The 23863-nt window shown below is 71.4% G+C and carries 20 protein-coding genes and 1 pseudogene; 17 read left to right on the top strand and 4 right to left on the bottom strand.

Features of this window, described 5'->3' with window-relative positions; all coding sequences use genetic code 11:
- Positions 1-8 precede the first annotated feature (8 nt).
- The gene (locus AAH979_RS38550) at positions 9-869 is read right to left on the bottom strand and encodes a fumarylacetoacetate hydrolase family protein (RefSeq protein ID WP_346263057.1); all 861 of its coding nucleotides are present in this window, start codon (positions 867-869) and stop codon (positions 9-11) included.
- Between the two features lie 172 nt (positions 870-1041).
- Positions 1042-1809 (bottom strand): IclR family transcriptional regulator, encoded by a 768-nt coding sequence (locus tag AAH979_RS38545; protein ID WP_346263056.1) that lies wholly within the window; start codon positions 1807-1809, stop codon positions 1042-1044.
- Between the two features lie 73 nt (positions 1810-1882).
- Here AAH979_RS38545 and AAH979_RS38540 point away from each other — a divergent pair, with 73 nt between their 5' ends.
- Both AAH979_RS38540 and AAH979_RS38535 read left to right on the top strand, forming a co-directional pair.
- On the top strand, positions 1883-3595 hold the full coding sequence (locus AAH979_RS38540; protein ID WP_346263055.1) for an IlvD/Edd family dehydratase: 1713 nt from the start codon (positions 1883-1885) through the stop codon (positions 3593-3595).
- Positions 3596-3608: 13 nt separating this feature from the next.
- Positions 3609-4292 (top strand): SDR family NAD(P)-dependent oxidoreductase, encoded by a 684-nt coding sequence (locus AAH979_RS38535; protein ID WP_346263054.1) that lies wholly within the window; start codon positions 3609-3611, stop codon positions 4290-4292.
- Between the two features lie 68 nt (positions 4293-4360).
- Here AAH979_RS38535 and AAH979_RS38530 read toward each other — a convergent pair whose 3' ends face one another.
- Positions 4361-5257 carry an NAD(P)-dependent oxidoreductase gene (locus AAH979_RS38530; protein WP_346263053.1) on the bottom strand — a complete coding sequence of 299 codons (897 nt, stop codon included), beginning with the start codon at positions 5255-5257 and terminating at the stop codon, positions 4361-4363.
- Positions 5258-5357: 100 nt separating this feature from the next.
- Between AAH979_RS38530 and AAH979_RS38525 the strand changes: the two genes are divergently transcribed.
- The 14 genes from AAH979_RS38525 (at position 5358) to kduD (ending at position 23125) form a co-directional block, all read left to right on the top strand.
- Positions 5358-6152 (top strand): IclR family transcriptional regulator, encoded by a 795-nt coding sequence (locus tag AAH979_RS38525; protein ID WP_346263052.1) that lies wholly within the window; start codon positions 5358-5360, stop codon positions 6150-6152.
- A 169-nt stretch (positions 6153-6321) separates the two neighbouring features.
- Complete coding sequence (locus AAH979_RS38520; RefSeq protein ID WP_346263051.1) at positions 6322-10557, top strand: Ig-like domain-containing protein; 4236 nt, start codon at positions 6322-6324, stop codon at positions 10555-10557.
- Between the two features lies 1 nt (position 10558).
- Positions 10559-11437, top strand: coding sequence for an aldo/keto reductase (locus AAH979_RS38515; protein WP_346263050.1), 879 nt, complete (start codon positions 10559-10561; stop codon positions 11435-11437).
- Entirely contained in the window at positions 11434-12573 is a 1140-nt protein-coding gene (gene dgoD, locus AAH979_RS38510; RefSeq protein WP_346263049.1) for a galactonate dehydratase, read from the top strand. Before AAH979_RS38515 ends, dgoD begins: the two co-directional genes overlap by 4 nt.
- Positions 12574-12592: 19 nt before the next feature.
- Positions 12593-13882, top strand: coding sequence for a sugar ABC transporter substrate-binding protein (locus tag AAH979_RS38505; RefSeq protein ID WP_346263048.1), 1290 nt, complete (start codon positions 12593-12595; stop codon positions 13880-13882).
- A gap of 2 nt (positions 13883-13884) precedes the next feature.
- Positions 13885-14829, top strand: coding sequence for a sugar ABC transporter permease (locus AAH979_RS38500; RefSeq protein ID WP_346263047.1), 945 nt, complete (start codon positions 13885-13887; stop codon positions 14827-14829).
- The gene (locus AAH979_RS38495) at positions 14816-15670 is read left to right on the top strand and encodes a carbohydrate ABC transporter permease (RefSeq protein ID WP_346263046.1); all 855 of its coding nucleotides are present in this window, start codon (positions 14816-14818) and stop codon (positions 15668-15670) included. The genes AAH979_RS38500 and AAH979_RS38495 overlap by 14 nt, the downstream gene beginning before the upstream one ends.
- A 6-nt stretch (positions 15671-15676) precedes the next feature.
- Entirely contained in the window at positions 15677-16549 is an 873-nt protein-coding gene (locus tag AAH979_RS38490; RefSeq protein ID WP_346263045.1) for a DUF6772 family protein, read from the top strand.
- A gap of 6 nt (positions 16550-16555) precedes the next feature.
- Positions 16556-16879, top strand: a complete 324-nt coding sequence (locus tag AAH979_RS38485) for a hypothetical protein (protein ID WP_346263044.1) — start codon at positions 16556-16558, stop codon at positions 16877-16879.
- Positions 16876-17703: an amidohydrolase family protein gene (locus AAH979_RS38480; RefSeq protein WP_346263043.1), complete on the top strand. Its 828-nt coding sequence runs from the start codon at positions 16876-16878 to the stop codon at positions 17701-17703. Before AAH979_RS38485 ends, AAH979_RS38480 begins: the two co-directional genes overlap by 4 nt.
- Positions 17700-19502 (top strand): hypothetical protein, encoded by a 1803-nt coding sequence (locus AAH979_RS38475; RefSeq protein WP_346263042.1) that lies wholly within the window; start codon positions 17700-17702, stop codon positions 19500-19502. Before AAH979_RS38480 ends, AAH979_RS38475 begins: the two co-directional genes overlap by 4 nt.
- Positions 19499-21328, top strand: coding sequence for a right-handed parallel beta-helix repeat-containing protein (locus AAH979_RS38470; protein ID WP_346263041.1), 1830 nt, complete (start codon positions 19499-19501; stop codon positions 21326-21328). Before AAH979_RS38475 ends, AAH979_RS38470 begins: the two co-directional genes overlap by 4 nt.
- 7 nt (positions 21329-21335) lie before the next feature.
- The gene (locus tag AAH979_RS38465) at positions 21336-22364 is read left to right on the top strand and encodes an alcohol dehydrogenase catalytic domain-containing protein (protein WP_346263040.1); all 1029 of its coding nucleotides are present in this window, start codon (positions 21336-21338) and stop codon (positions 22362-22364) included.
- Entirely contained in the window at positions 22361-23125 is a 765-nt protein-coding gene (kduD, locus tag AAH979_RS38460) for a 2-dehydro-3-deoxy-D-gluconate 5-dehydrogenase KduD (protein ID WP_346263039.1), read from the top strand. The genes AAH979_RS38465 and kduD overlap by 4 nt, the downstream gene beginning before the upstream one ends.
- A 291-nt stretch (positions 23126-23416) precedes the next feature.
- Here the strand turns inward: kduD and AAH979_RS38455 are convergent, their stop codons facing one another.
- Complete coding sequence (locus AAH979_RS38455) at positions 23417-23707, bottom strand: hypothetical protein (protein ID WP_346263038.1); 291 nt, start codon at positions 23705-23707, stop codon at positions 23417-23419.
- A 65-nt stretch (positions 23708-23772) separates the two neighbouring features.
- Here AAH979_RS38455 and AAH979_RS38450 point away from each other — a divergent pair.
- Positions 23773-23863: pseudogene (locus tag AAH979_RS38450) on the top strand (IS5/IS1182 family transposase); the annotation flags it as partial.

Raw genomic sequence — 23863 nt, 5'->3', positions numbered from 1 at the left:
GGGGGCCCTCACCGGGGTGCCACGACGCGTTGGCGGGCGACGCCGAGACGGTCGATGCCCAGCTCCATGACGTCGCCCGGTCGCAGCCAGACCGGCGGTGTGTGGCCCATCCCGACGCCGGGCGGGGTGCCGGTGTTGATGAGGTCGCCGGGTTCCAGGACCATGAACTGGCTCAGGTGGTGCACGATGACGTACGGGTCGAAGATCATCGTCTTGGTCGAGCCCGTCTGCCGCCGTACGCCGTTGACGTCCAGCCACATGCCCAGGTCGCGTACGTCCGGAATCTCGTCCGGGGTGGCCAGCCAGGGGCCGGCCGGGTTGAACGTCTCCGCGGATTTGCCCTTGCTCCACTGCCCGCCGCGTTCCATCTGGAACGCTCGCTCGCTGACGTCGTTGACCAGCACGTAGCCGGCGATGGCCGCCGCCGCGTCCGCGACACCGTCCAGATAGGAGGTACGGGCGCCGACGACGATGCCGAGCTCGACCTCCCAGTCGGTCTTGGTGGCGCCGCGCGGGATGTACACCTCGTCGTACGGGCCGACCAGCGTGTTGGGGCTCTTGGTGAACAGGATCGGCTCGGCCGGCACGGCTTGGCCGGTCTCGGCAGCGTGGTCGCTGTAGTTGAGGCCGATACAGAGAATCTGGTGCGGACGGGCGATCGGCGCTCCGATCCGCTGGCCGCCGAACGGCTGCACGACGCCGGCGGCGACCCGCTCGGCGACCGGGCCAGCGATCCGGGCGATGCCGCCGGAGCCGAAGAACCGCTCGTCGAAGTCGGTGACCAGGTCGGAAACGTCGACGTAGTGGGTGTCGTCCACGCGGACGGCGGGCTTCTCGGCGCCGATCGCACCGACGCGCATCAGGTGCATGAGTTTCTCCGTGTCTCAAGGAGCCCGGTAGGGCGTGGGGAGTTTGCGCACCCCGGCACGCGCGGTGCACAGGCGGCCGGAGTGGGGATGCCGGGTGAGGCCGACGGGGGAGTGGCCCTCGGTGGCGGTGGTGATGACGAGCACGTCGAGCTCGGGCCCGGCGAACGCGACGTCACCCGATCTCCTGTCCGGCGACGATGGCGCGGATGGCGGCCACGTCGTCGACGAGCTTGTCCAGGGGCGTGCGGTACGCGAGGGCGCTGACGCTGACCGCGCCGCTGGGCACCGTGGGCGAGCCGAGGTAGGCCGGCACGGCGACGCAGGTGATGCCCGGCTCGTTCTCCTGGTCGTCGACGGCGTAGCCCTGCTGCCGGATCCGGACCAGCTCGGCGTGCAGGGCCTCGACCGTGGCGATGGATCGCCCGGTGGGTGTCTCCAGGGGTCGGTCGCCGGCCCAGTCGCGTACCGCCTGCTCGGTGTGGAGCGCCTCGGCGAGCAGCACCTTGCCCACGCCGGTGCAGTGGGCGGGGTTGCGGCCGCCGACCGTCGAGCTGAGGCGGATCGCGCCGATCGACGGGTCCAGTTTGGAGCGGTAGACCACGTGGCGGCCGTCGAGCGTGGCGTAGTGGACTGTCTCGCCGTACCGCTCGCATAGCGCGGTGAGGATCGGCAGCACCCGGACGTGGTCGGGGCGCGCCTCGTGGTGCGCGAACGCCAGCCGCAGGAACTCGTCGCCGAGCACGTAGCGGCCGTAGCCGTCCCGCGCCGCGAACCCGGCCCGGTGCAGGGCCGCGAGCGCGCGGTGCACGGTGGGCTTCGGGCTGGCCATGGTTCGCGCCATGTCGTCCAGCGCGACGCCGGCGGGGTGGTGGGCCAGCTCGGTGAGCACGGCGAGGACTCGGTCGGCGCCGACCAGCTTGCCGTCCGGCGACTCGGTCATGCCCTGGATGCTAGGCTCCTTTTCGATAAAGCGAAAGTCATTCCGATAGTTGGAAAGTTGGAGGACTGTCAGCGTGGGGCTTCGCAGCGCGCAGTGGTACGGCGGCAGTGACCGCAACGCGTACATCCACCGCGCGTGGATGCGACGCGGCCTGCCGGACTCCGCGTTCACCGGCCGTCCGCATATCGCCATCGCCAACACCGCCTCCGACCTGACGCCGTGCAACGCTCACCTCGGCGAGGTGGCCCACAGCGTCGCCAACGGTGTCTACGAGGCCGGTGGCATCCCGCTGCACCTGCCGGTCGTCTCGCTGGGGGAGACACAGGTCCGGCCCACCGCGATGCTGTGGCGCAACATGGCGGCGATGGCCACCGAGGAGATGCTGCGGGCCAACCCGATCGACGGCGTGGTGCTGCTCGGCGGCTGCGACAAGACCATCCCGGCCCTGCTCATGGCTGCCGCCTCGGTCGACCTGCCCGCCGTCGTGGTGCCCGGCGGGCCGATGCTCACCGGGCACTTCCGCGGCGTCCCGCTCGGCTGTGGCACCGACGTGTGGCGGCTCAGTGAGGAGGTCCGCGCCGGCACCCTGTCGCAGGAGGCGTTCCTGAAGTCCGAGTCCGCGATGATCCGAAGCAGGGGACACTGCAACACGATGGGCACGGCCTCGACAATGGGCCTGCTCGCCGAGGTGCTCGGCATGACCCTGCCGGGGACGGCTGGCATCCCGGCGCCGGACAGCCGTCTGCTGGAGGCCGCCCACGCCACCGGCGTCCTCGCCGTCGAGTTGGTGGCTCACCAGCGTCGACCCAGCGCCGTACTGAGCCGCGCCGCGTTCCTCAACGCGATCGTTGCGCTCGCCGCGCTGGGCGGCTCGACCAACGCCGTGGTCCACCTGCTCGCTATCGCCGGCCGGCTCGGCGTCGCCCTCACCCTCGACGACTTCGACCGCACCGGCTCCGGGGTCCCCTTGCTGGTGGACCTCCAGCCGGCCGGCCGCCACCTGATGGACGACCTGTACCGCGCCGGCGGACTCCACGCCGTCCTGGCCGAGGTGCGCGACTTGCTCGACGCCACCGCCATCACCGTCACCGGCCGCCCGCTGGTCGACCACCTCCGCGACGCCCGCGTCCATGACCGCGAGGTGATCCGCCCGCGCACGGCACCGCTGCGGTCTGACGCGGGGATCGCGGTCCTGTATGGCAATCTCGCCCCCGACGGCGCCATCATCAAGCCCGCCGCCGCCTCGCGCCACCTGCTGCACCACCGCGGCCCTGCGGTCGTCTTCGACTCGGTCGAAGACCTGCACGCCCGCCTCGACGACCCCGACCTGGCCGTCACTGCGGACTCGGTGCTGATCCTGCGCGGCTGCGGTCCAAAGGGCTACCCCGGCATGCCCGAGGTCGCCAACCTGCCGCTGCCGGCGAAGCTGCTCGCCGACGGCGTCCGGGACATGGTACGCATCTGCGACGGCCGGATGAGCGGCACCGCGTACGGCACGGTTGTCCTACACGTCGCCCCGGAAGCCGCCGCCGGCGGGCCACTCGCCAAGGTCCGCACCGGCGACACCATCGTCCTCGACGTCGCCGGACGCCGCATCGACGTCGACGTGCCCGACGAGGTGCTGGCCGCCCGTGAGCCGGCATCGGCCACCGTCCGCGCGTTCGCCACTCCTCGCCGCGGCTGGGAACGGCTCTACGTCGACACCGTCCGCCAGGCCGACACCGGCGCTGACCTGACCTTCCTCACCGGCGCCAGCGGTGACCGGGTGTCTCGCGAATCCCATTGAGAAAGGACCCTCGATGAGTTCCTCCCGTACCGCTGTGGTCACCGGTGGCATGAGTGGCCTCGGCGAAGCGGCTGCCGCCCGCCTGACCGCGGAGGGCGTCACCGTCGTCACGCTGGACGTCGCCGAAGGCGCCGACCTACGGGTCGACGTCACCGACGCCGCCGCCGTCCGCACCGCCGCCAGGCAGGTCGGGCCGGTCGACATCCTGGTCAACTCCGCCGGCATCGTAGGCCCGAGCGCGCCCCTGTGGGAGATCCCGCTGGACGGCTGGGAGCGGACCTTCGCGGTCAACGTCCGCGGTACCTTCAACACCTGTCAGGCCTTCGTCCCTGGCATGCGGGAGCGGGGTTGGGGCCGCATCGTCAACATCGCCAGCATGGCCGGCAAGGACGGCAACCCCAACATGTCGCCGTACTCGGCGTCCAAGGCCGCCGTCATCGCCCTGACCAAGTCGTTGGGCAAGGAGTTGGCCACCAGCGGAGTGCTCGCCAACGCCATCGCCCCCGCCGTGATCGAGACACCGATGAACGCCACCACCGCGCCGGAGGCACTCGCCCACATCACCAGCCTCATCCCGATGAGACGGCTTGGCCGGCCCGAAGAGGTCGCCGAACTCATCGCCTGGCTCGTATCCGACAAGGTCAGCTTCTCCACCGGCGCCGTGTACGACATCAGCGGCGGGCGCGCGACCTACTGAACCTCTTCACCCTCCCCTGCGGTGCGGTGGACCGCAAGGTCAGACGCGGTGCGCGAGCGCCGCGTGGTTCAGGTTGAAAGAGATTCACTGATCGCACCCGGGTCAGCGGGCGTTCCTACGACGTCCAGCGCATGCTCGGCGGTGAAGCCGAGCAGGTTGCGGGCGTGCGCCAGGTCAAGGGGTGCGGCACGCCCGGGCAGCGGCGCCCTGATCTCGGTCTCCGGGTGGTAACGGCGTATGAGGTCGAGCGTGGGGTAGGGGGCCAGCGTCCGCGGCGCGGCGACGTGGACCGTGTGCGCGCCGGTCGCGCCGAGCGCGAGCAGGGCGGCTCGGGCGGCGTCCCGGGAGTCCAGATACATCCACAGCTCGCGGGCGGCGTGCGCAGGGTCGGCGGCTATCTCGGCGGCGCGGGCGGCCAGCCGCTCCGCCGAGGCGACGAACGGGTAGCGCAGGGCGGTCACGGCCATCCCGTACCGGCGGGCCATCGCCGCCGCGGTCAGCTCGTCGACCTGTTTGGACAGGCCATACGGATCCTCCACCTGGGACGGTGTCGCGAGGTCGAGCGGGACGTACGCCGGGTGCAGGCCGGCCCGGGCGAAGGGCAGGCCCGTGGTGCAGTAGCTGCTGGCGATGGCTGCTGCGCGTACGCCGGTCCGGCCGGCCTCCTCCAGCACGGTGAACGTCGCCGTCACGTTGCCGCCGAACACCGCGTAGGGGCTGTGCCCCGCCGGGGACGGTATCGCGGCGAGGTGGATGACGGCGTCAACGCCGGCCAGAGCCGTGCGGACGGTGTCCGGATCGCCGGCGTCGCCGGTGACGACCCGATCGGCCGCAAGGTCACCGGGATCGTCCAGGACGAGCGCGGTGGCGATGATCCCGCGGTCCGCCAGGAGCGCCAGGACCGCCCTGCCGATGCGGCCCGCGGCGCCGGTGACGAGCACGCGGCCGGGGGAGGGGTACCTCACGCCCACTGACATTAGGTGGCGACGCTCGGGTCAGCAAGCTGACGAAACGTCTGTAGGCTGGTAGGCGTTCGTCCCATCGTGACCGAAGAGTGGAGATCTCATGGCCGTCCGTCGATCCTCGGCGTGGTCGAGCGCGGTTCCGGCCCCGGCCGTCCTGCGCGCCGGCGCCATCCTGGACATGGTCGGCGGCGCCAAGGGCGAGGCCGTGACCATCGCCGAGCTGGCCGCCCGGGCCAACCTGCCCCGCTCCTCGGTGATGAACATCTGCGTGGCGCTGATCGAACTCGGCTTCCTGCAGTCCCTGGACGGCGGGCTGGTCCTCGGCCCGCGGCTGGCCGAGCTCGGCATGGCCTATCTCGACGCGCTGGACGTCGGGCGGATGTTCCGCGACCGGTGCGCCGCGCTCGGTGCCCTGTTGGAGGAGACTGCCCAGCTGGCGGTGCTGGACCAGCTCGACGTGGTCTACCTGGCGCGGGTCGACGGGCCGACGCCGGTGCCGGTGCGTACCTGGATCGGGCGGCGGCTGCCCGCGTACTGCACCGCGCTGGGCAAGGCGATCCTGGCCGAGTTGGATCCGAAACACGTACGGGAACTGCTCGCCGCCGCGGCGCCGTTGGCCCCGATGACCCGCAACACGCGTACCTCGATCGGTGACGTGATGGCCGAGTTGGCGGCCACCCGGGAACGGGGTTACGGGATCAACGACGAGGAGACGACCGAGGGGATCTTCGGCGTGGCCATGCCCGTGCGCGGCCTGCCGCCGAGTGCCGGGCCGTACGCGGTCAGCATCTCGATGCTGAAGGCGCGGGCGAACAAGCAGCGGGTCGACCGCGCGCTGGAGGTCCTGCGCCAGCTCTCCGACCTGGTCTCGGATCCGGACCTGGCCACACCCTGACCCGTCAGGCATCGCGCCCGGGCGGCTCGCCGTCTCCGGCCGTGTCAACATACTGACGAGACGCCTCGGTATTGACAGTCGGGCGTGTTAACCCTATGTTTCGAAGATCGCTTGGCTGGCCTCGTCGGGCCGACAACCGAGCGCCTCAGCCGGACTCGGAGGTGCGACCATGACGACTTCGCGACGGACACGCCGCCAACTGCTTCGCGACGCGGGCCTGGTTGGCGTACTCGGCACGCTGCCGGCGGCTGGGCACCTCCTGGCGGGCGGGTCCGCGCAGGCCGCGTCCACCGCCGTCGACCGGATCTACGTGGCGACCGACGGCGACGACCGGTGGAGCGGACGGCTGGAACGCCGCAACGCGGCCGGTACCGACGGCCCACTCGCCACGCTGGCCGCGGCCCGCGACGCGGTACGCCGCCGCAAGCGAAGCCACCCGCTCACCCGCCCGCTCGAGGTGGTCCTGCGGGGCGGCACCTACTACCTGCCCGAGCCGCTGGTGCTCACGCCGGAGGACTCCGGCACGGCCGAATGCCCGATCGTGTGGCGCTCCGCGCCCGGCGAGCGTGCGGTCATCTCCGGCGGGCGGCCGATCACCGGCCGGTGGACGCGAGGCGCCGACGGCGTCTGGTCCACCAGGCTCGCCACGCCGTGGTCGTTCCGTACGCTCTTCGTCAACGGGCGGCGGGAGACGCTCGCCCGATCTCCGAACCCCGACCCGGAGCAGCCCGGCCGCGGCTACATCTTCCACGGCGGGCAGCACCCCCACCAGATCCTCGCCGGGCTGGCCCGCGGCGGCGACTACGTCGAATACCGGTTCACCGTCACCACGGCGGCCACCTACGACCTGTGGCTCGGCGTGGCCACCGCCGAGGTGGACAACCAGAACTTCCTCGCCGTCACCGTGGACGGCGCCGCAGTGCCGCTGTCCACAATCGAGGGCAGCGGCGGGTACCGCGTCGTCAAGTACAGCAAGGCGGCGGGCGGCCTGGAGCTGGGCGCCGGCGAGCACCGGATCCGGATCGCCAACACCACGCCGCGAGGCGGCGACCACCGGGTGCACCTGGACGGGCTCGTGTTCACCACCGACGCCGGCTTCGCCGCTGCCGGGACGAACCTGCCACCGCTGGCCGGCGACGAGCATCGGGTGGTGGTCCAGGCCGAGGACGACAGGGCACGGGTCGCCGGGCTGAGCTCGATCCGGTTCCAGAAGTTCCCCGTGCCGGTCGTGCCAGCGACAAACGCCACAAAGCTGTACGCCGACCCCGCACTGGTCAAGGCGAGCTGGAAGGACGACCCCGAGGCACTGGTCGACGCCGTCCCCGCCTACCAGTACTGGAACGAGCTGCTGCCCATCACCGCGATCGACCCCGTCACCGGGATCGTCACGGTGGACCGGCCGGCCAACGCGCTCAGCTTCGCCGCGGGCAACTACTTCTTCGTCTCCGGCGTCCGGTCCGAGCTGGACACCCCCGGGGAGTTCTATCTGGACAGCCGCGCCGGACGGCTGGACTACCTGCCGCGCCCGGGCGAGGACCCGAACTCGGCCACCTTCGTCGCGCCCCACCTCGACCGTCTGGTCACCCTGCGCGGGGACGCCACCGGCACCGCACGGGTGGAGTGGGTGACCCTGCGCGGCCTGGAGTTCCGGCACACCAAGGGCAGCCGCACGTACGTCTCGGACCGGTCGCCCACCGACGCGGCCATTCAGCTGGACTGCGCGTGGCACTGCACCGTCGAGGACTGCCGGATCACCGGCGTCGACGGCTACGGGATCTGGCTGCACCTGGACAGCTGCGAGAACACCGTGCGGCGCAACGAGATCGACGACATCGGCGTGGGCGGTGTGCTGCTGTCCGCCGCGGTACTCGACTACGGCATCGTGTACGACGACCGGCCCGAGGTGCAGGACTACGCCCCGCTGCGCAACGCGTTCCTGCGCAACCACATCCACCACGGCGGTCGGGTGCGGGTGCTCGCCGCCGGGTTCAACCTCGGCAGCCGGCCCGACTCCACAGCGCTGGCCGCGGGCAATCTCATCGCGTTCAACGACGTGCACGACATGACCCGGCAGGGAGTGTTCGGCTTCCGCAACCAGGGCGGCAACGTCATCGCGTACAACCGGTTCACCGACGTGATCACGAGCACCGCCGACACCGGCGCGATCAACCTGGCGGTGATGACGAACCTCGCCGCGCCGAACCTGGTCCGCAACAACGTGGTCCGCGGCGCCCGCGGGCTGCTCCGCATCAGCGAGGACACCGTGTACGGGTACGGCGTCGGCCTCTACCCGGACCACAGCAGCAGCCACTTCTGGTTCGAGAACAACCTCGTGGTGGGCGCGTCGTATCCGTTCCTGGCCAACGGCGGGCAGTTCAACACGCTGGTCAACAACGTGCTCGCCGACCCCGGTCAGGTGTGGGTCGTCAACCCCAACGGGGTCCTGCGGGACAACGTGGTACGCGGCAATGTGCTGGCCAACGTGCACACCACGGACGACCTCACGTACCGGCTGGACGTCATGCCGCCGCTGCTGGACGCCGCCTGGGCGGCGCCTGGCCGGCTGGTCGACGGCGACCGCAACGTGCTGTTCAACGGCGCCGCGCCGGTGCGCTTCGAGCCGCTGCACATGCTGGCGGCGTGGCAGGCGGCCGGAAACGACGCGCGCTCGGTCGCGGCCGACCCGCGGTTCGTCGACCCGGCCCGTGGCGACTACCGGTTGCGGGCGAGTTCGCCGGCGTTCGCGATGGGGTTCCGGCCGATCGACCTCGGCAACACCGGTGTCGCCGGCCAGGCGCCGCTGCCGGCCATCGCGTCCATGGCCGCGGTGTTCGCGGCGGCGGGCGCCGACCCGGTCGGCACCGACGGCCGCGCGGTCCGGTGTCGCCCGGCGGTCGGCGAGCCGGGCATGTACCGCGTCTACGCCCGCCGCACCAGCAACGCGGCCCGGCCACAGAAGCTCGATGTGGTGGTGCGGCACGCCGCTGGCGAAGCGCGCGTCGTGCTCGACGAGATGACCGGGCCGGGCAACAATCCGGAGCCGCGGTTCGGCCTGTTCCTCGGCACCTACCCGTTCCGGCCCGGAGCGCCCGCGGAGGTGGTCGCGACCCAGCCCGGCACGGCGACCCCGGACCTGCCCTCCGGTGTGCTGCTGTTGCGCGTGCCCCGGCCGCGCACCGACCTGGCGGGCACGCTGTGGGAGGCGACCGCGACCGTCGCCCGCGGCAAGCTCGCGGCGGGGGAGCGGACCACGGTCACGGTCCACGGCCTGCTTGCCGACGGGCGCGACGCCAACCTCCGGCGGGCGCGGATCCGGTACGCCAGCAGCGCGCCCGAGGTGGCCACGGTGGACAGCGCCGGCACGGTCGCCGCGCGCGGGCCCGGGCTCGCCACGGTCACGGCCACCGTCACGCTCGGCGACGCCGTGGTGCGTACCCCGCCGGTGCGGGTCCTTGTCGGCGACATCCTCTGGGAGGTGTCCGTGACCGCGGAGGACGCCCTGCTCGGCGTCGGCGAGACCACCAGGCTGGTGCCCAGCGGCCGCACCGACACCGGCGGCACCCCCGACCTCTCCGCCGCGACCATCGAGTACGCCAGCGACCGCCCGGAGGTCGTCGTGGTGGACGCCGCCGGGCGGGTGACCGCCAAGGGCACCGGCAGCGCGACACTGACCGCGACCGTGACCCTCCACAACATAACGCTGGCGGCTACGACCACCGTCAGCGTCGTGGCGGGCCTGACCCCGCTGCTGGCGTACGCCTTCGACGAGTCCGGGACGGGCACCGAGGCGGCGGCCGACGGCGGCACCGCGCCACCGGCACCGGGCAGCTTCCACGGCGCCGCCCGGCGGACCGCGCAGACGCCCTCGGGCTCGGGCGGCGCGCTGGATCTGACGGCCGGGGCCGGGTTCGTCACTCCCGGGGTGGGCGGCTCGGCGAAGCTCGACGCGCTGCCGCGGTTCACCCTCGCGCTGTGGCTGCGGCTGGCCGAGGATCCGGCTGCCTTCGACCGCATCCTGGGCCGCGGCGCGGCCCTGGACTGGTACGTGCTGGCTGGATCCACCGCCGGTGCCGTCGCCACGCTGCTGCAGATCGGGCCCGTGGCGATGCGGCCGCCGGTGTTCGACGCCCGGGAGTGGCAGTTCCTCGCCGTGGTGGGCGACGGGAGCAGGCTGACCGTGTACCACGGTGACCGGACGAGCGCGGTCACCACCCTCGGCAGCCAGGCCACCGCGGCCCCGCTGGCCGCCGCACCCGGTGTCGAGCTGCGCCTGGGTGCCACCACGCTCACCACGACGGATCGGACCCCGCCGGCGTACCTGGACGGCTTCCGCATCTACGGGCTGGCGCTGCCGCCGGCGGAGCTGGACCAGATCCGCCGGGGCGACCTGGCGGCCGGGGCCTGACATGACCGTGGTGATGGACCGCCTCGCGGGTGGCCTCGGACTGGGCCTGGCACCCATCGGCAAGGTCGGCGACGCACCGTGGCGGCAGACGCTGCACCGAGCCTGGGAGCTGGGCGTGCGGTTGTTCGACACCGCGCCGCTCTACGGAGCCGGGCGGGCGGAGGAGCGCGCCGGCGCGGCTCTCGCCGACCGGCCCCGGGACGATTTCGTGCTGTCCACAAAGGCCGGTATCGGCCCGGACCGGACTCCCGACTTCTCGTACGACGGGGTGATGCGGTCGGTGGCGGCGAGCCTGCGCCGGCTGCGGACGGAGCGGATCGACATCCTGTACATCCACGACCCGCAGGACCACCACGCACAGGCCGTGGACGGCGCTTACCGGGCCGCGGCCGAGCTGCGCGCGGCCGGCGTCGTCCAGGCGGTGGGCGTGGGCATGAACTACGCCGACGCGGCTGCCCGGTTCGTGCGGGACACCGACCTGGATTGCGTGCTCATCGCGGGACGCTACACGCTGCTCGACCGGTCCGCCGCCGCGGAACTGCTGCCGCTCTGCGCGGAGCGCGGCGTGGCGGTCGTCGCCGCCGGGGTGTTCAACTCCGGGCTGCTCGCCAATCCCGTGCCCGGCGCGACGTACGACTACCGGCCAGCCCCCGCCACGCTGCTCGACCGCGCGGTCCGGCTACGCGCGGTGTGCGAGCGGCACGGGCTACCACTCGCCGCGGCCGCCCTGCAGTTCGCCGCCCGGCATCCCGCGATCACCGCGACGCTCGTCGGCGCGGCCACCCCGGACGAGATCGAACAGGACGTGCGGTGGCACCGGATGGCCATTCCCGATCGGTTCTGGAGCGACGTCGCCAGCCTGGACGGAGACCACCAGTGAAGATCACAGACGTCGAGGTGCTCGTCCTGCCCGACGGCGACGACGCGATGATCCTCGTCGCCGTCGATACCGACGACGGCGTGTACGGCCTCGGCGAGGTCGGCGTACGCACCCGCTACCGGGCCGTGCTGGGCGCCCTGGAGCACCTGCGCGAGCTGGTGGTCGGCGAGGACCCGGCCCGCGTCGAGCACCTGTGGCAGGTGATGTTCCGGCGCGGGTTCTTCCCTGGCGACCGCACCGTCGCGGCAGCCATCGCGGCGATCGACGTGGCGCTGTGGGACATCCGCGGCAAGGTTTTCGGCGTGCCCGTCCACGCGCTGCTCGGCGGGCAGGTCCGGGACCGGGTGGACTGCTACACCCACGTGGAGACCAAGCTCGACCCCGAGGCCACCGCCGACTCCTGCCGCGCGCTCGTCGCCGAGGGCTGGCGACACCTGCGCCTCGCTGTGCAGGACGACGACGGGGTGCTCGACCCGCGTGCCGCCATGCGCGGGGCGATCGCGAACTTCCACGCCGCCCGCGCGGCGGTGGGGGACGAGATCGAGCTGGCCATCGACGTACACACGAGGCTGGACCCGCCGGAGGCGGTTACGCTGTGCCGGGAGATCGAATCGGCCCGGCCGTACTTCGTCGAGGACCCGCTGCGCAGCGAGGGCCTGGAGGGCTACCGGATGCTGCGGCTGCGCACCGGAGTGCCGCTCGCCGCGGGTGAGCAGCTCGGGTCCAAGTGGGAGTTCCGCCGCCTCATCGAGGAGGACCTCGTCGACCACGCTCGGGTCGACGTGGCGATCGCCGGCGGGCTGACCGAGTCCAAGAAGATCGCTGGCTGGTGCGAGACGCACTACATCCAGCTCGCCCCGCACAACCCGCTGGGGCCGGTGACCACGGCCTCGGCGTTGCACCTCAGCCTGGCCACACCGAACGTGAGCGTGCAGGAACAGCACCGCCGGCAGCTCTCGCCCGAGGTGGCCGCACTCTTCACCGGCCGGCCGTTGGTACGGGACGGCTACCTGTCACCGCCCGAGGGTCCAGGCCTCGGCATCGACCTGGACCGGTCCGCCGCCCGGCGGCTGCACGCCGTCGCGGTGGAGCGACCCCACCTGCGCCGCCCCGACGGCGCGTTCACGAACTGGTAGACGACGAAGGAAGACAACCATGAGACTTGCCCGATGGGTGGCGACCGCCGTCGCCCTTTCCCTGGCCGTCACCGCGTGCGGCAACGGGTCCTCCAACGACTCCGACGGCCCGGTGGACCTGCGGGTGGTGGTGTGGTCCGGCAACGAGGCCCACCTGAAGATCCTCAACGACCTCGCCGCGGCGTTCGTCAAGGCCAACCCCGACGTCGCGTCCGTGAAGGTGGAGAGCACACCATCCGGTCAGAACTACCGCACGGTGCTGACCACACAGATCTCGGGTGGCGACAGCCCGGACGTGGGCTGGCTGGGCGAGGGCGACGCGCCGGACTTCATCGCCGCCAAGGGCCTGGTGGACCTCGGTCCGACCGTACGCGGCGACGCGTCGTACAACCACGGCGACCTGATCTCCTCGCAGCTTGGCGTCTGGGCGCCGGGAGACAAGGTGTACGGGATCCCGTTCTCCACCTCGCCCGCCGGTGTGTTCTACAACGCCGACATGTTCGCCAGGGCCAGGCTGCCCACGCCGGACGAGATGGTCAAGAACGGCACCTGGACGTGGGAGAACCTGGCCGCGGTAGCGAAGAAGCTGCACGACACGCTGGGCGTGGGTGGCTTCTACATCGGCCCGTACCAGAAGTTCGACGACCAGTGGATCTCGCTGTCGCACCTGTGGGCCGGCTTCGACGCGGCGCCGTGGAGCGCAGACGGCACCACCTGCACGTTCACCGACCAGAAGATGGTGGACGCGATGACCTTCCTGCACAAGATGATCACGGTGGACAAGGGGTACCCAGGGCCGGGCGTAGCGGCCGACTTCGCCGCCGGCCAGGCCGGGATGATCAGCACGTACATCAGCACGGCGGTGCAGCTCAAGCAGGCCAGCTTCAAGTGGGGCCTGGTGCCGCAGCCGACCGGCCCGGCCGGCAGCAGCGTGGTCATCGGCCAGTCGGCGTTCGTCGCGTTCGCCGGCTCCAAGCACCCCGAGCAGGCCGCCAAGCTGGTCGCCTTCCTGACCAACGAAGAGAGCTCCAAGCAGCTCATCCAGTACTTCCCGTCGATCCGCCGGTCGCTGGTGACCGCCGACGCGCTGTCCGCGGCCAACCCGCTGCTGAGCAAGGAGCAACTCCAGGCCGTCGTGGTGGACGGGATCACCAACGGCAAGCGCTCGCCGGTACACACGAACATGGGCGAGATCGCGCCGGAGGTCCGGGCGAACCTCGAACCGCTGTGGAAGCCGGGCGCCGACGTGGCTGCGGTGATGAAGAAGACCTGCGACGCCATCACGCCCCTGCTGGCGAAGACCCGGTAGTGATGGTCCAGGTCCAGACAGAGGTATCGGCCGGGTCGGAGGTGGCCGCACCCCGGCCACCCCGGCTGACGCGGCGGGTTCGGGAGCAGATCGCCGGGTACCTGTTCACCGCCCCATTGGTGCTCGGCTTCCTGGCCATCGTCATCGGCCCGCTGGTCATGGTCGGGTGGTACAGCCTGCACCACTTCGAGACGCTGACCGGGCAGTTCACGTTCGCCGGCGCGGACAACTACGAGGCGCTGGCGGACGATCCCCGGCTGCCCGGCGTGCTGGCCGCCACCGGTCTCTTCGTCGTCTGCATCGTGCCGCTGGGCATCAGCCTGTCCCTGCTGCTGGCGGTCCTGGTCAACCAGAAGCTGCCCGGGATCAAGGTGTTCCGGGCCATCTTCTTCGCACCCACGCTGGTCTCGTTGGCTGCCTGGACCATCGTCTGGCACTTCCTGCTGCTGCCCAACGGGGCGGTCAACAGCCTGCTGCGGACGCTGTCCATCCACGGCCCGGACTGGCTGCGCGAGCCCGGCGCGGCGATGGCCGCGGTGATCGTCGTACAGGTGCTCAAGGGCGCGGGCATGAACATGCTCATCTTCCTCGCCGCCCTGCAGTCGGTGCCGAAGGAGCTCACCGAGTCGGCCCGGGTCGACGGCGCCGGGCGGTTCCGGACCTTCCGCAGCATCACCCTGCCGATCATCTCGCCCGAGATCCTCATGGCGGTCATGCTCATGACGATCGGGGCGTTCAAGGTCTTCGAGCAGATCCTGCTGCTCACCGGCGGTGGCCCGGGCTACTCGACCACCGTGCTGATCTTCTACATCTACCGGCAGGCGTTCGGCACCGGCGACCTGGGGTACGCGGGCGCGCTGTCCCTGCTCATGTTCGCCATCCTGCTGCTGCTCACCGCAGGGCTGTGGCAGCTGCGCAAGAAGGTGGTGTTCTATGAGTCCGACTAGTCGCCTGCTGCACGCCCTCGCCTCGCGCGCCGCGCTCTACCTGCTGCTGGTCGTCCTCGCCGTACCGGTGCTGCTGCCCGGCCTGTGGATGCTGACCTCGGCCCTGAAGACCAACGAGGAGATCTTCCGGTACCCGCCCACCTTCCTGCCCACCGACTGGCGCTGGGAGAACTTCGCCCGGGTCTTCGAGCTCCAGCCGTTCGCCCGGCAGTACTTCAACAGCCTCTACATCGCGATCCTGGTCACCGCCGGCACGATCGTCCTGTCGTCGATGGCCGGCTACGCCTTCGCCCGGCTGCGGTTTCGGGGCCGGAGCCTGCTGTTCCTGCTCATCGTCAGCGGCATTCTCATCCCGCACGAGGTCACCATCGTGCCCCTGTTCCGGATGGTGGGCGCGCTGGGCCTGATGGACACACACTGGCCGCTGGTCGTCATCCCGATCTTCTCCGGCACCGGCGTGATCGCCACGTTCGTGATGCGTCAGGCCTTCCTCTCCCTGCCCCGGGAACTGGAGGAGGCGGCCCGCCTCGACGGGCTCGGCTACTTCGGCACGTACTGGAAGATCGCACTACCGCTCGTGCGACCCACCGTCGCGGTGGTGACGATCCTGTCCATGTGGAGCAGCTGGAACCTGTTCCTGGAACCGCTGATCTTCCTGCGCAGCAACGAGAAGTACACGCTGCCGCTCGCGCTGACCCAGTTCGAGGACCCGTACGGCGGTCCGCTGTGGAACGTGCAGATGGCGGCGACCACCCTCTCGGTGCTCACCGTGCTGGCCGTCTTCGTGGCGGCGCAGCGGCATGTCGTCGCCGGCCTCACCGCCGGCAGTATCAAGGGATAGGACACAGTGGACAAGTTCAACCCGCTGCGCCGGGTGCTCGCCTACGACGACTTCGACCGTGGCATCAACGGCTGGGCCGAGCTGTGCGGCAACCACGACGGCGACCTCAGCGCCGTTCGCCCGTCCTTCGCGGACCTGCGCCCGCCACAGCTGAGCACCTGCACGTTCTTCGACATCGGCTCGCACGGGGCGATGGACGGTACGTACGCGCTCAAGCTGGCCACCCGACCGGTCCCCGGGCACACCGCCTGCCTGATCAAGCGGCTGACGCTGGCCAAGGAGGCGCTGGTCCAGTTCGAGATGTACTTCGCCGCCAAGGCCGAGGCCCGCCAGGGGCCGGACGCCTACCGGGACCGGACGTGGGACGGCAACCAGGACCTGAGCGAACGCGACCTGGGCTCGTTCACGATCAGCAACGACATCGGCCGGCTGGACGGCAGCCGCTACCACGTGGCGCTGCGCTACCTGAACGCCACCGCCGAGGGCAAACTGGTCCAGGGCTGGCACTACAAGACCTCGCTGCAGCCCACCACCAAGATGCAGCTGACCGGCCAGGTCCCCGCCGGCGACTTCCACACCGTCGGCGAGGACGACTGGGAGCCGGTGCCCGGCGGCGGAGGAGCGCTCTGCCTCAACGAGGTGCCCACCAAGATCAACTGGCACTACCTGCGCTGGACGGTCGACACCGCGGCCGGGCGCAGCGTCGAGCTCCAGGTCAACGACCGCGTGATGGACCTGCGCGACATACCGGTGCCGGTCTACCCGCACCCGTACACCGGGCTGCGCGGCCTGTTCAACCTGCTGCTCGACGTACGCACCAACACCAACGTGCGCAACTTCCTGTTCGTCGACTCCTGCCTCATCTCCGTGGATTGGTGATCGTCAGTGGTCCGCATCTCCCAAACCGCGGTGGTGGAGCGCAACGCCCGCCGCGACGCCACGTTCGCCACCGAACCGTTCGAGGTGGCGTGGGCCGGCGAGGCCCGCTGGTTCGTTCGCGTGCTGGAGTGCTCCGGCACGTGGCACGCCCGCACCGAGATCTCCCCGGACGGCCAGGAATGGTGCCCGTACGGCGAGCCGCTGCGATTCGACGCGCCCGGGGTCTACACGGCCGGCGTCACCCACTTCGGCCACTGGCTACGGCTGGCCGCCGAGCCGGACGGCGAAGCCAGCACCCGCCTGCACATCTACCTGGCGCTGAAAGAATGATCGTCGACGCGCACGTGCACCTGTGGCACGATCCGGCGCGCGGCTACCGCTGGCTCGACGACCCGGTCCGGGCTGCGCTGCGCCGTCCGTTCACCGCACCGGAGCTGGCCGCCGAGATGGGCGCGGCCGGCGTCGACCGGGCCATCCTGGTCGAGGCGGGCCTGGCCCAGGAGGCGGAGGCCGGCGAGCTTCTCGCACTCGCCGAGAAGCACGAGCAGATCGGTGGCGTGGTCGCCTGGATCGACCCCAGCCGCCCGGACCTCGCCGACGTCCTGGCCAGATACCGCGCCTTGCCGGGCAGTCGGTGGCTGTCCGGGGTACGCGCCCACGTCTCCCGCCAGCACGAGCCCTATCTCGACCGAGCCGAGGTGCGGCGCGGCCTGGCCGTGGTGGCCGCCGAAGGGCTGGTCTTCGACCTCGTCGCACGGCCGGACCAACTCGCCTCGGCGGCGCGGGCCGCGCGGGACCTTCCCGAGCTCACGTTCGTCCTTTCACACCTGGGCTTCCCCGCGTTGCGGGACCCCACCGCGAACTGGGTGGCGTCGGTCACGCCGCTGGCCGCCTGCCCGAACGTGCTGGCGAAGGTGTCGGGGCTGCTCCTGCTCGCCGAAGGCGTACCCGCGCGGATGGCTCCGTATGCGGCCGCCGCGGTGGATCTCTTCGGCGCCGACCGCCTCATGCTCGGCTCGGACTGGCCGCAGTGCCTGCTGGCCGCCGGCTACCCGGACACCTGGGACCTGCTCGTCTCGGCACTGCCGCCGCTCGGCGACGACGACCGGGCCGCCATCCTCGGCGGCACCGCGACCCGGGTGTACCGGTCATGATCCGGGCCAGCACGCCACTCGACCCGCCGCCGGAGTGGGCGGTCCTGCAACGGCGGCTCTTCGACGCGCTCGACGACGCATGGCGGCGCTTCCAGCGGCGGTACTGCCGACCGGACGGCAGCCTGCACTTCGCCGGAACGCTGCCCAGCCGGGACGGCGCCGACGACTTCTACGAGGCGTTCTTCAACTGGCCGGCGCTGTACTTCCTGGGCGGCGCCGACGACCTGCTCGAGGCGAGCAAGCACCACTGGCGCGGGGTGACCCGCCAGCTCACCGAGCTCGGGCTGGTGGTGGACGAGTTCGAGCGCGGGTACGACTGGTTCCACATCGGCGAGTCGATGATCTTCTTCTACGCGATCTGCGCGGCTGACCCGGGCGACGCCGAGTTCACCGCGCGGGCGGCCCGGTTCGCCGACCTCTACCTGCCCGGCTCGCCGACCGGCAACTACGACCCGCGGCTGAACATGATCCGGGCGCCACACACCGGAGCCGGCGGGCCGCGGCCGGATATCAACGAGGAGTGGCAGGTCTACGGCGCGGACAAGCACTTCGGCGGCGCCTACGGGCTACCGCTGTACGACCTACCGGGCATCGCCGCCTGGGACGACCTGGCCGATCCGGTCAACGCCCGGCGGATGGGCCAAGCGATGCAGGCCCGCCTCGGCAAGGGCGACATACCGGTCAACCTGGCCGCGACCGGCCTGCTGGCCAACGCCTGGCTGCTCACCGGCGACGACCGGTATCGGGACTGGGTCACCACGTACGTGCGCGGATGGATCGAGCGCACCGAGGCCAACGGTGGGATCCTGCCGGACAACGTCGGACCCTCCGGCCGGGTGGGTGAGCTGCACGGCGGTCACTGGTACGGCGGCCACTACGGATGGCAGTGGCCACACGGGCTGCACACGCTGTGGCAGGCCGCGCTGCTCGGCGGCCTGAACGCCCGGCTGGTCAGCGGCGACGACGGGTACCTCGGCCTGCCGCGCGGCCTGCTCGACCGGGTCGTCGCGCTCGGCGAGCACCGGGAGGTGGACGGGCGGCGCCGGCTGCTGGTGCCGTACCGGCACGGGCCGCACGGCTGGTTCGACCTCCAGGAGCCGCCGGCGGCGATGCCACTGTGGCTGTGGCTGACCAGCATGTCGGCGGCCGACGAACGGCGGCTGGCCGAGCTGTGCGACGCCGACCGTGACGTCCGGCTGTTCCGGGCGAAGGGGGAGGACGGGCACGAGCGGCCCTGGTGGCGGTACCTGCACGGGGACAACCCCGACTACCCCCAGCGGGCCCTGGCCATGGCGCTCGACCAGGTCGAGCAGCGGGTGGCCGCCATCGAGGCCGACGACAGCCCGATCGCCGGCCGGCACATCCACCACTGGCAGGAACACAACCCGGTGGTAACCGAGGTGCTGCTGCAGCTCACCACCGGCGCACCCCAGGTCGTCTACAACGGCGGCCTGTACGCCAACGGGGTGCGCCACCTCGACCTGGACCGCCGCCGGCCCGGCCTGCCGCCGGACGTGGCCGCGCTCGTGGAGCGCGTCACCGCCGACCAGACGCGGATCCGCCTGGTCAACCTCTCCAACCACGCCACCCGGCGGCTCGCCGTACTCGCCGGCGCATTTGGCGAGCACGACTTCACCCACGCGCGCCGCGACGGCGGCGACGCGGCTCCGGCCCGCGGCCCAGCGGTGACGGTCGAGCTGCCGCCGGCCACGCAGCTGCTGCTCGACCTCGGCACCGCCCGCGACGTCCGCCGCCCGTCGCTCACCCCGCATCGCTACGACATCGAGGAGGCATCGTGAACCGGCTCGCGCACACCCTCGCCCTCACCCTCGTCACGGCCCTGCTTCTGGTCGTCCGGCCGGCCGCCGCCCAGGCTGCGGTCCAGGAGACGCTGTACGTATCGCCCAGCGGCACGGGCACGACCTGCACGAGCACCGCGCCGTGCGCCCTCACCACCGCGCGGGACCGCGTCCGCGCCGACAACGACGCGATGACCGGCGACATCGTCGTCCAGCTCGCGGGCGGCATCTACGCGCTGGGCTCGACGTTCACCTTGGCCGGCGCCGACTCAGGCAGCAACGGATACCGGGTCATCTACCAGAACGCGCCCGGCGCCGCACCGGTGCTCAGCGGCGGCGTCCAGATCAGCGGCTGGACGCTGCACGACGCGACCAAGAACATCTACGCGGCCAGCGTGCCGTCCGCTCTGGAAACCCGCCAGCTCTACGTGAACAGCGTCCGGGCGGTCCGCGCGCGCAGCGCCACGCTGGCGGCGAGCGCGTTCACCGAGACGAGCACGGGCTGGACCGCCAACAACCCCGCCTTCGCCACCATGGCCAGCTGGGGCGACCTCGGCCAGGTCGAGCTCTGGGGCTACAAACGGTGGCGCTCGTTTCGGTGCGCGGTCGAGGCGATGACCGGCACCGCCGTGGACATGGTGGACCAGTGCTGGCACAACGCCCAGGTCCGAGCGGGCACCGTGTACGACTGGGACGCGGTCAGCTACGTCGAGAACGCGTACGAACTGCTCGACAGCGCCGGCGAGTTCTACCTCGACCGGGGCGGCGACGTCGTCTACTACATCCCCCGCTCCGGCGAGAACATGTCCAGCGCCCAGGTCTTCGCGCCGGCCCTGCAGACCGTGCTACGGGCGGCGGGCACCGCCGCCGCGCCGGTGCACCACGTCACGTTCCGCGGCATCTCCTTCGCCCACGCCACCTGGCTCGGCCCGGAGGGCCCGAACGGCTTCGCCGAGATGGGCAAGAACGTCTACTTCTCCACCAGCGGGACGACGGAAACCACCGAACTGGTGCCCGGCAACGTGACGTTCACGTACGCATACGACGTCACCATCGAGGGGTGTCGGTTCAGCCGACTGGGCGGGTCCGGCCTCAGCCTCGGCACCGGCACCCACGACGTGTCCGTCCTGCGTAACACGATTAGCGACGTCTCCGGCACCGGGCTGCTCATCGGCGACCTGACCTCGAACCCGTCCGCGACCCTGCAGGCGAGCGACATCGTGGTGGAGGACAACCTCATCGAGCTGGCCGGGCGCGACTACCAGGGCGCCGCGGGCCTCTTCGCCCCCAACGCCGCGAACCTCAGCATCCGGCACAACCTGGTGCGGAACCTGCCGCTCGACGGCATCATGATCGGCTGGCACAACCCGGCGACCTACGGCACCGTGCTGGTCGAGAACAACGAGGTGCACACCGTCGGCACCACCCTCTACGACGTCGGCGGCATCCACACGCTGCACTTCCAGCCGGACACCGTTATCCGCGGCAACTACGTGCACGGCGTGGGCCACGACGCGGACACCGCGAACAACGCGATCTACCTGGACAACGACAGCTCCGCGATCGAGGTGCCGGGCAACGTCGTGCACGACACCCGCGCGTGGCTGAACCTGTGGGACGACGTCGCGACCGACAACGTCGTCACCGGCAACTACACCGACGACGACCTGATCGCCTGCGCGGTCGGCAGCACCGTCAACTACCCCGGCGACAGCCCGACCTGCAACGGCCAGCATGACAACATCATCACCGGCACCGTCGAGGTCCCCGACCAGAACTGGCCGGCCGCCGCCCAGTCCATCATCGACAACGCCGGCGTCAGGTAGCCGCGCCATGAGAGCAGCGCACTACACCGGGCCCGGGTCCATCACCGTGGCCGAGGCGGCGGCCGTCCCGCCGCGGGCCGGAGAAGTGCAGATCGCCGTGGCGTACACCGGCATCTGTGGCACCGACCTGCACATCCTGCACGGGCACATGGACCAGCGGGTACGGCCGTGGGCCGTGCTCGGGCACGAGATGTCCGGCCGGATCCGCGCGCTGGGCGCGGACGTGAGCGGCTGGCAGCTGGACGACCCGGTCACCGTGATGCCCACCATCTGGTGTGGACAGTGTCCGGCCTGCCGCGCCGGCAACAGCCACGTCTGCCACCACCTCACCTTCGTGGGGATCGACGCACCGGGGTCGATGCAGGCGTACTGGACCGTGCCGGCGGACCTGCTTGTCCGCCTGCCGGCGTCCCTGCCACTGGCACACGCGGCACTGATCGAGCCGGTCGCGGTGGCGGTGCACGATGTGCGCCGCAGCGGGCTGCGCCTGGGCGAACATGCCGTGGTGGTCGGCGGCGGTCCGGTCGGGGTCCTGATCGGACTCGTCGCCCGGCGCGCCGGCGCCCACGTTCTGCTGGTGGAGCCGGATCAGTACCGACGGTCGGTGGCGGACGGCCTCGGGCTGCGGACGGTCGACCCGGCGGCGGTGGAGGTGGGTCACCTGGTCGAGGAGTGGTCCGGCGGCGCCGGCGCCGCGGTGGCGTTCGAGGTCTCCGGGACCGAGCCGGGGCTCGTCGCCGCCGTGCGAGCCCTCGCGGTGCGCGGTCGCATGGTGCTCGTCGGTATCCACCCCACGCCGCGGCCGGTCGACCTGCACCGCTTCTTCTGGCGCGAGCTGAGCCTGGTCGGTGCCCGCCTCTACGACCGGTCGGACTTCGACGAGGCGGTACGGCTGGTCGCCGGCGGCGCCGTGCCGACCGAGCCGCTGATCTCCCGCATCGAGCCGCTGGAAGCGGCACGTCAGGCGTTCCAGGCGCTGGAGGACGGTGCCGGGGTGATGAAGGTGCTCGTCGACTGCCAGGCGGCTTCCCGATGACCGGCCTTTTCGACCTGTCGGGCCGAGTGGCCGTAGTCACCGGGGCACGGCGCGGCATTGGACTGGCGATAGCGACCGCGCTTGCCGAGGCCGGGGCCGACATCATCGGCGTGAGCGCCAGCCTGGAACCGCAGGGGAGCGAAGCGCAGCGCCGGGTGGAGGCGGTGGGGCGGTCGTTCACGCCGTACCGCGTGGACTTCACCGACCGGCACGCGGTCGGCCGGCTCGCCGCGGACCTGGCCACCGATCATCCGCCGATCGACATCCTGGTCAACAACGCCGGAACGATCGCCCGCGCGCCCGCCGCCGAGCACACCGATGCCGACTGGGACCATGTCCTGCAGGTGAACCTCACCGCACAGTTCACGCTGACCCGCGAAATTGGCCGGGACATGCTGGGTAGGGGGCGCGGGAAGGTGATCTTCATCGCCTCGATGCTGAGCTTCCAGGGCGGCGTCCTCGTCCCTGGGTACACCGCCGCCAAGAGTGGGATCGCCGGGCTGACCAAGGCACTGGCCAACGAGTGGGCGGCGCACGGGGTGAACGTCAACGCGATAGCCCCCGGATACCTCGCCACCGACAACACCAGGGCCCTGCGGGAGGACGCCGAGCGGTCGCGCGCGATCCTCCAACGGATACCCGCCGGACGCTGGGGACAACCCGCCGACACCGCTGGCGCCGCAGTGTTCCTCGCCGCACCGGCCTCGGACTACGTCCACGGCGCGATCCTGCCAGTCGACGGCGGCTGGCTGGGTCGATAGCCGACGGCGCCGCCTGTCGTCGTGTGGTCCGGCCGGGTAGTCATCGCGACGGGTTCAGGGTCGAGCCTGGGACGGATCACGTCAGGTCAGGATCGCGCCATACCATCAGGCCGAGGCGACGCTACCGACGGACACGACCTCGCCGTGGGCGGACAGGTACAGGTCCGGGCCCAGGTCCTCACGGACCGTCAGCGGGCCCGGGCCGGTACCCGGTCGCCACCGATCCCTCCGTCCGCAGCGCATCCATGACGATCGACGTCGTACTCAGCGCGCTCGCCGACCCGGTACGGCTCACGCTCGTGCGCGCTCTCCACGCTGCCGGGGACTGGACATGCGGCAGCCCAGGTCCACCAGAGCGTGCCGGCGGTGACGGGCAGCCCGGCGGAGTGGGCGGTTGGACAGCTTCTCCCGCTCGCGGGTCAGCATCTCCTGGTTGTGGCGTAGCGTCTGGGCGCACTCGCCGAGCGCCCCGGCGACCTTGCCGGCCAGTTCGGCGCAGTCGTCAAGATCGGCGACGAGCTTCCGTCGGTGCTGGTCGTACCGGTCAGCTGTTTCGCCCGTCCACGCCTCCGAGCCGATCACCTGGTTGGCAACGCTGTTGACGGTCTCGGCGGCCCAGGACAGTGCTGTGGGCTGGGAGTGCTCGGTTCTCGGTGGTCAAACGGCGTTGGGTCGTCGAACGCTCCCTGGGCTGGATCATGCACCACCGACGCCTGGCCCGTGACTACGAAGCCCTGG

It is taken from the genome of Plantactinospora sp. ZYX-F-223 (assembly GCF_039649625.1).
GTDB lineage: Bacteria > Actinomycetota > Actinomycetes > Mycobacteriales > Micromonosporaceae > Plantactinospora.
Note: the sequence above shows the minus strand (reverse complement) of the source record. Positions and strands in the feature narration are given on the sequence as shown.

What these genes read in the sequence shown, in the direction of transcription:
- AAH979_RS38550 (WP_346263057.1), bottom strand. Translation starts at nt 869, where the DNA reads ATGCACCTGATGCGCGTCGGTGCGATCGGCGCCGAGAAGCCCGCCGTC.
- AAH979_RS38545 (WP_346263056.1), bottom strand. Translation starts at nt 1,809, where the DNA reads ATGACCGAGTCGCCGGACGGCAAGCTGGTCGGCGCCGACCGAGTCCTC.
- AAH979_RS38535 (WP_346263054.1), top strand. Translation starts at nt 3,609, where the DNA reads ATGAGTTCCTCCCGTACCGCTGTGGTCACCGGTGGCATGAGTGGCCTC.
- AAH979_RS38525 (WP_346263052.1), top strand. Translation starts at nt 5,358, where the DNA reads ATGGCCGTCCGTCGATCCTCGGCGTGGTCGAGCGCGGTTCCGGCCCCG.
- AAH979_RS38520 (WP_346263051.1), top strand. Translation starts at nt 6,322, where the DNA reads ATGACGACTTCGCGACGGACACGCCGCCAACTGCTTCGCGACGCGGGC.
- AAH979_RS38515 (WP_346263050.1), top strand. Translation starts at nt 10,559, where the DNA reads ATGACCGTGGTGATGGACCGCCTCGCGGGTGGCCTCGGACTGGGCCTG.
- AAH979_RS38505 (WP_346263048.1), top strand. Translation starts at nt 12,593, where the DNA reads ATGAGACTTGCCCGATGGGTGGCGACCGCCGTCGCCCTTTCCCTGGCC.
- AAH979_RS38500 (WP_346263047.1), top strand. Translation starts at nt 13,885, where the DNA reads ATGGTCCAGGTCCAGACAGAGGTATCGGCCGGGTCGGAGGTGGCCGCA.
- AAH979_RS38495 (WP_346263046.1), top strand. Translation starts at nt 14,816, where the DNA reads ATGAGTCCGACTAGTCGCCTGCTGCACGCCCTCGCCTCGCGCGCCGCG.
- AAH979_RS38480 (WP_346263043.1), top strand. Translation starts at nt 16,876, where the DNA reads ATGATCGTCGACGCGCACGTGCACCTGTGGCACGATCCGGCGCGCGGC.
- AAH979_RS38475 (WP_346263042.1), top strand. Translation starts at nt 17,700, where the DNA reads ATGATCCGGGCCAGCACGCCACTCGACCCGCCGCCGGAGTGGGCGGTC.
- AAH979_RS38465 (WP_346263040.1), top strand. Translation starts at nt 21,336, where the DNA reads ATGAGAGCAGCGCACTACACCGGGCCCGGGTCCATCACCGTGGCCGAG.
- kduD (WP_346263039.1), top strand. Translation starts at nt 22,361, where the DNA reads ATGACCGGCCTTTTCGACCTGTCGGGCCGAGTGGCCGTAGTCACCGGG.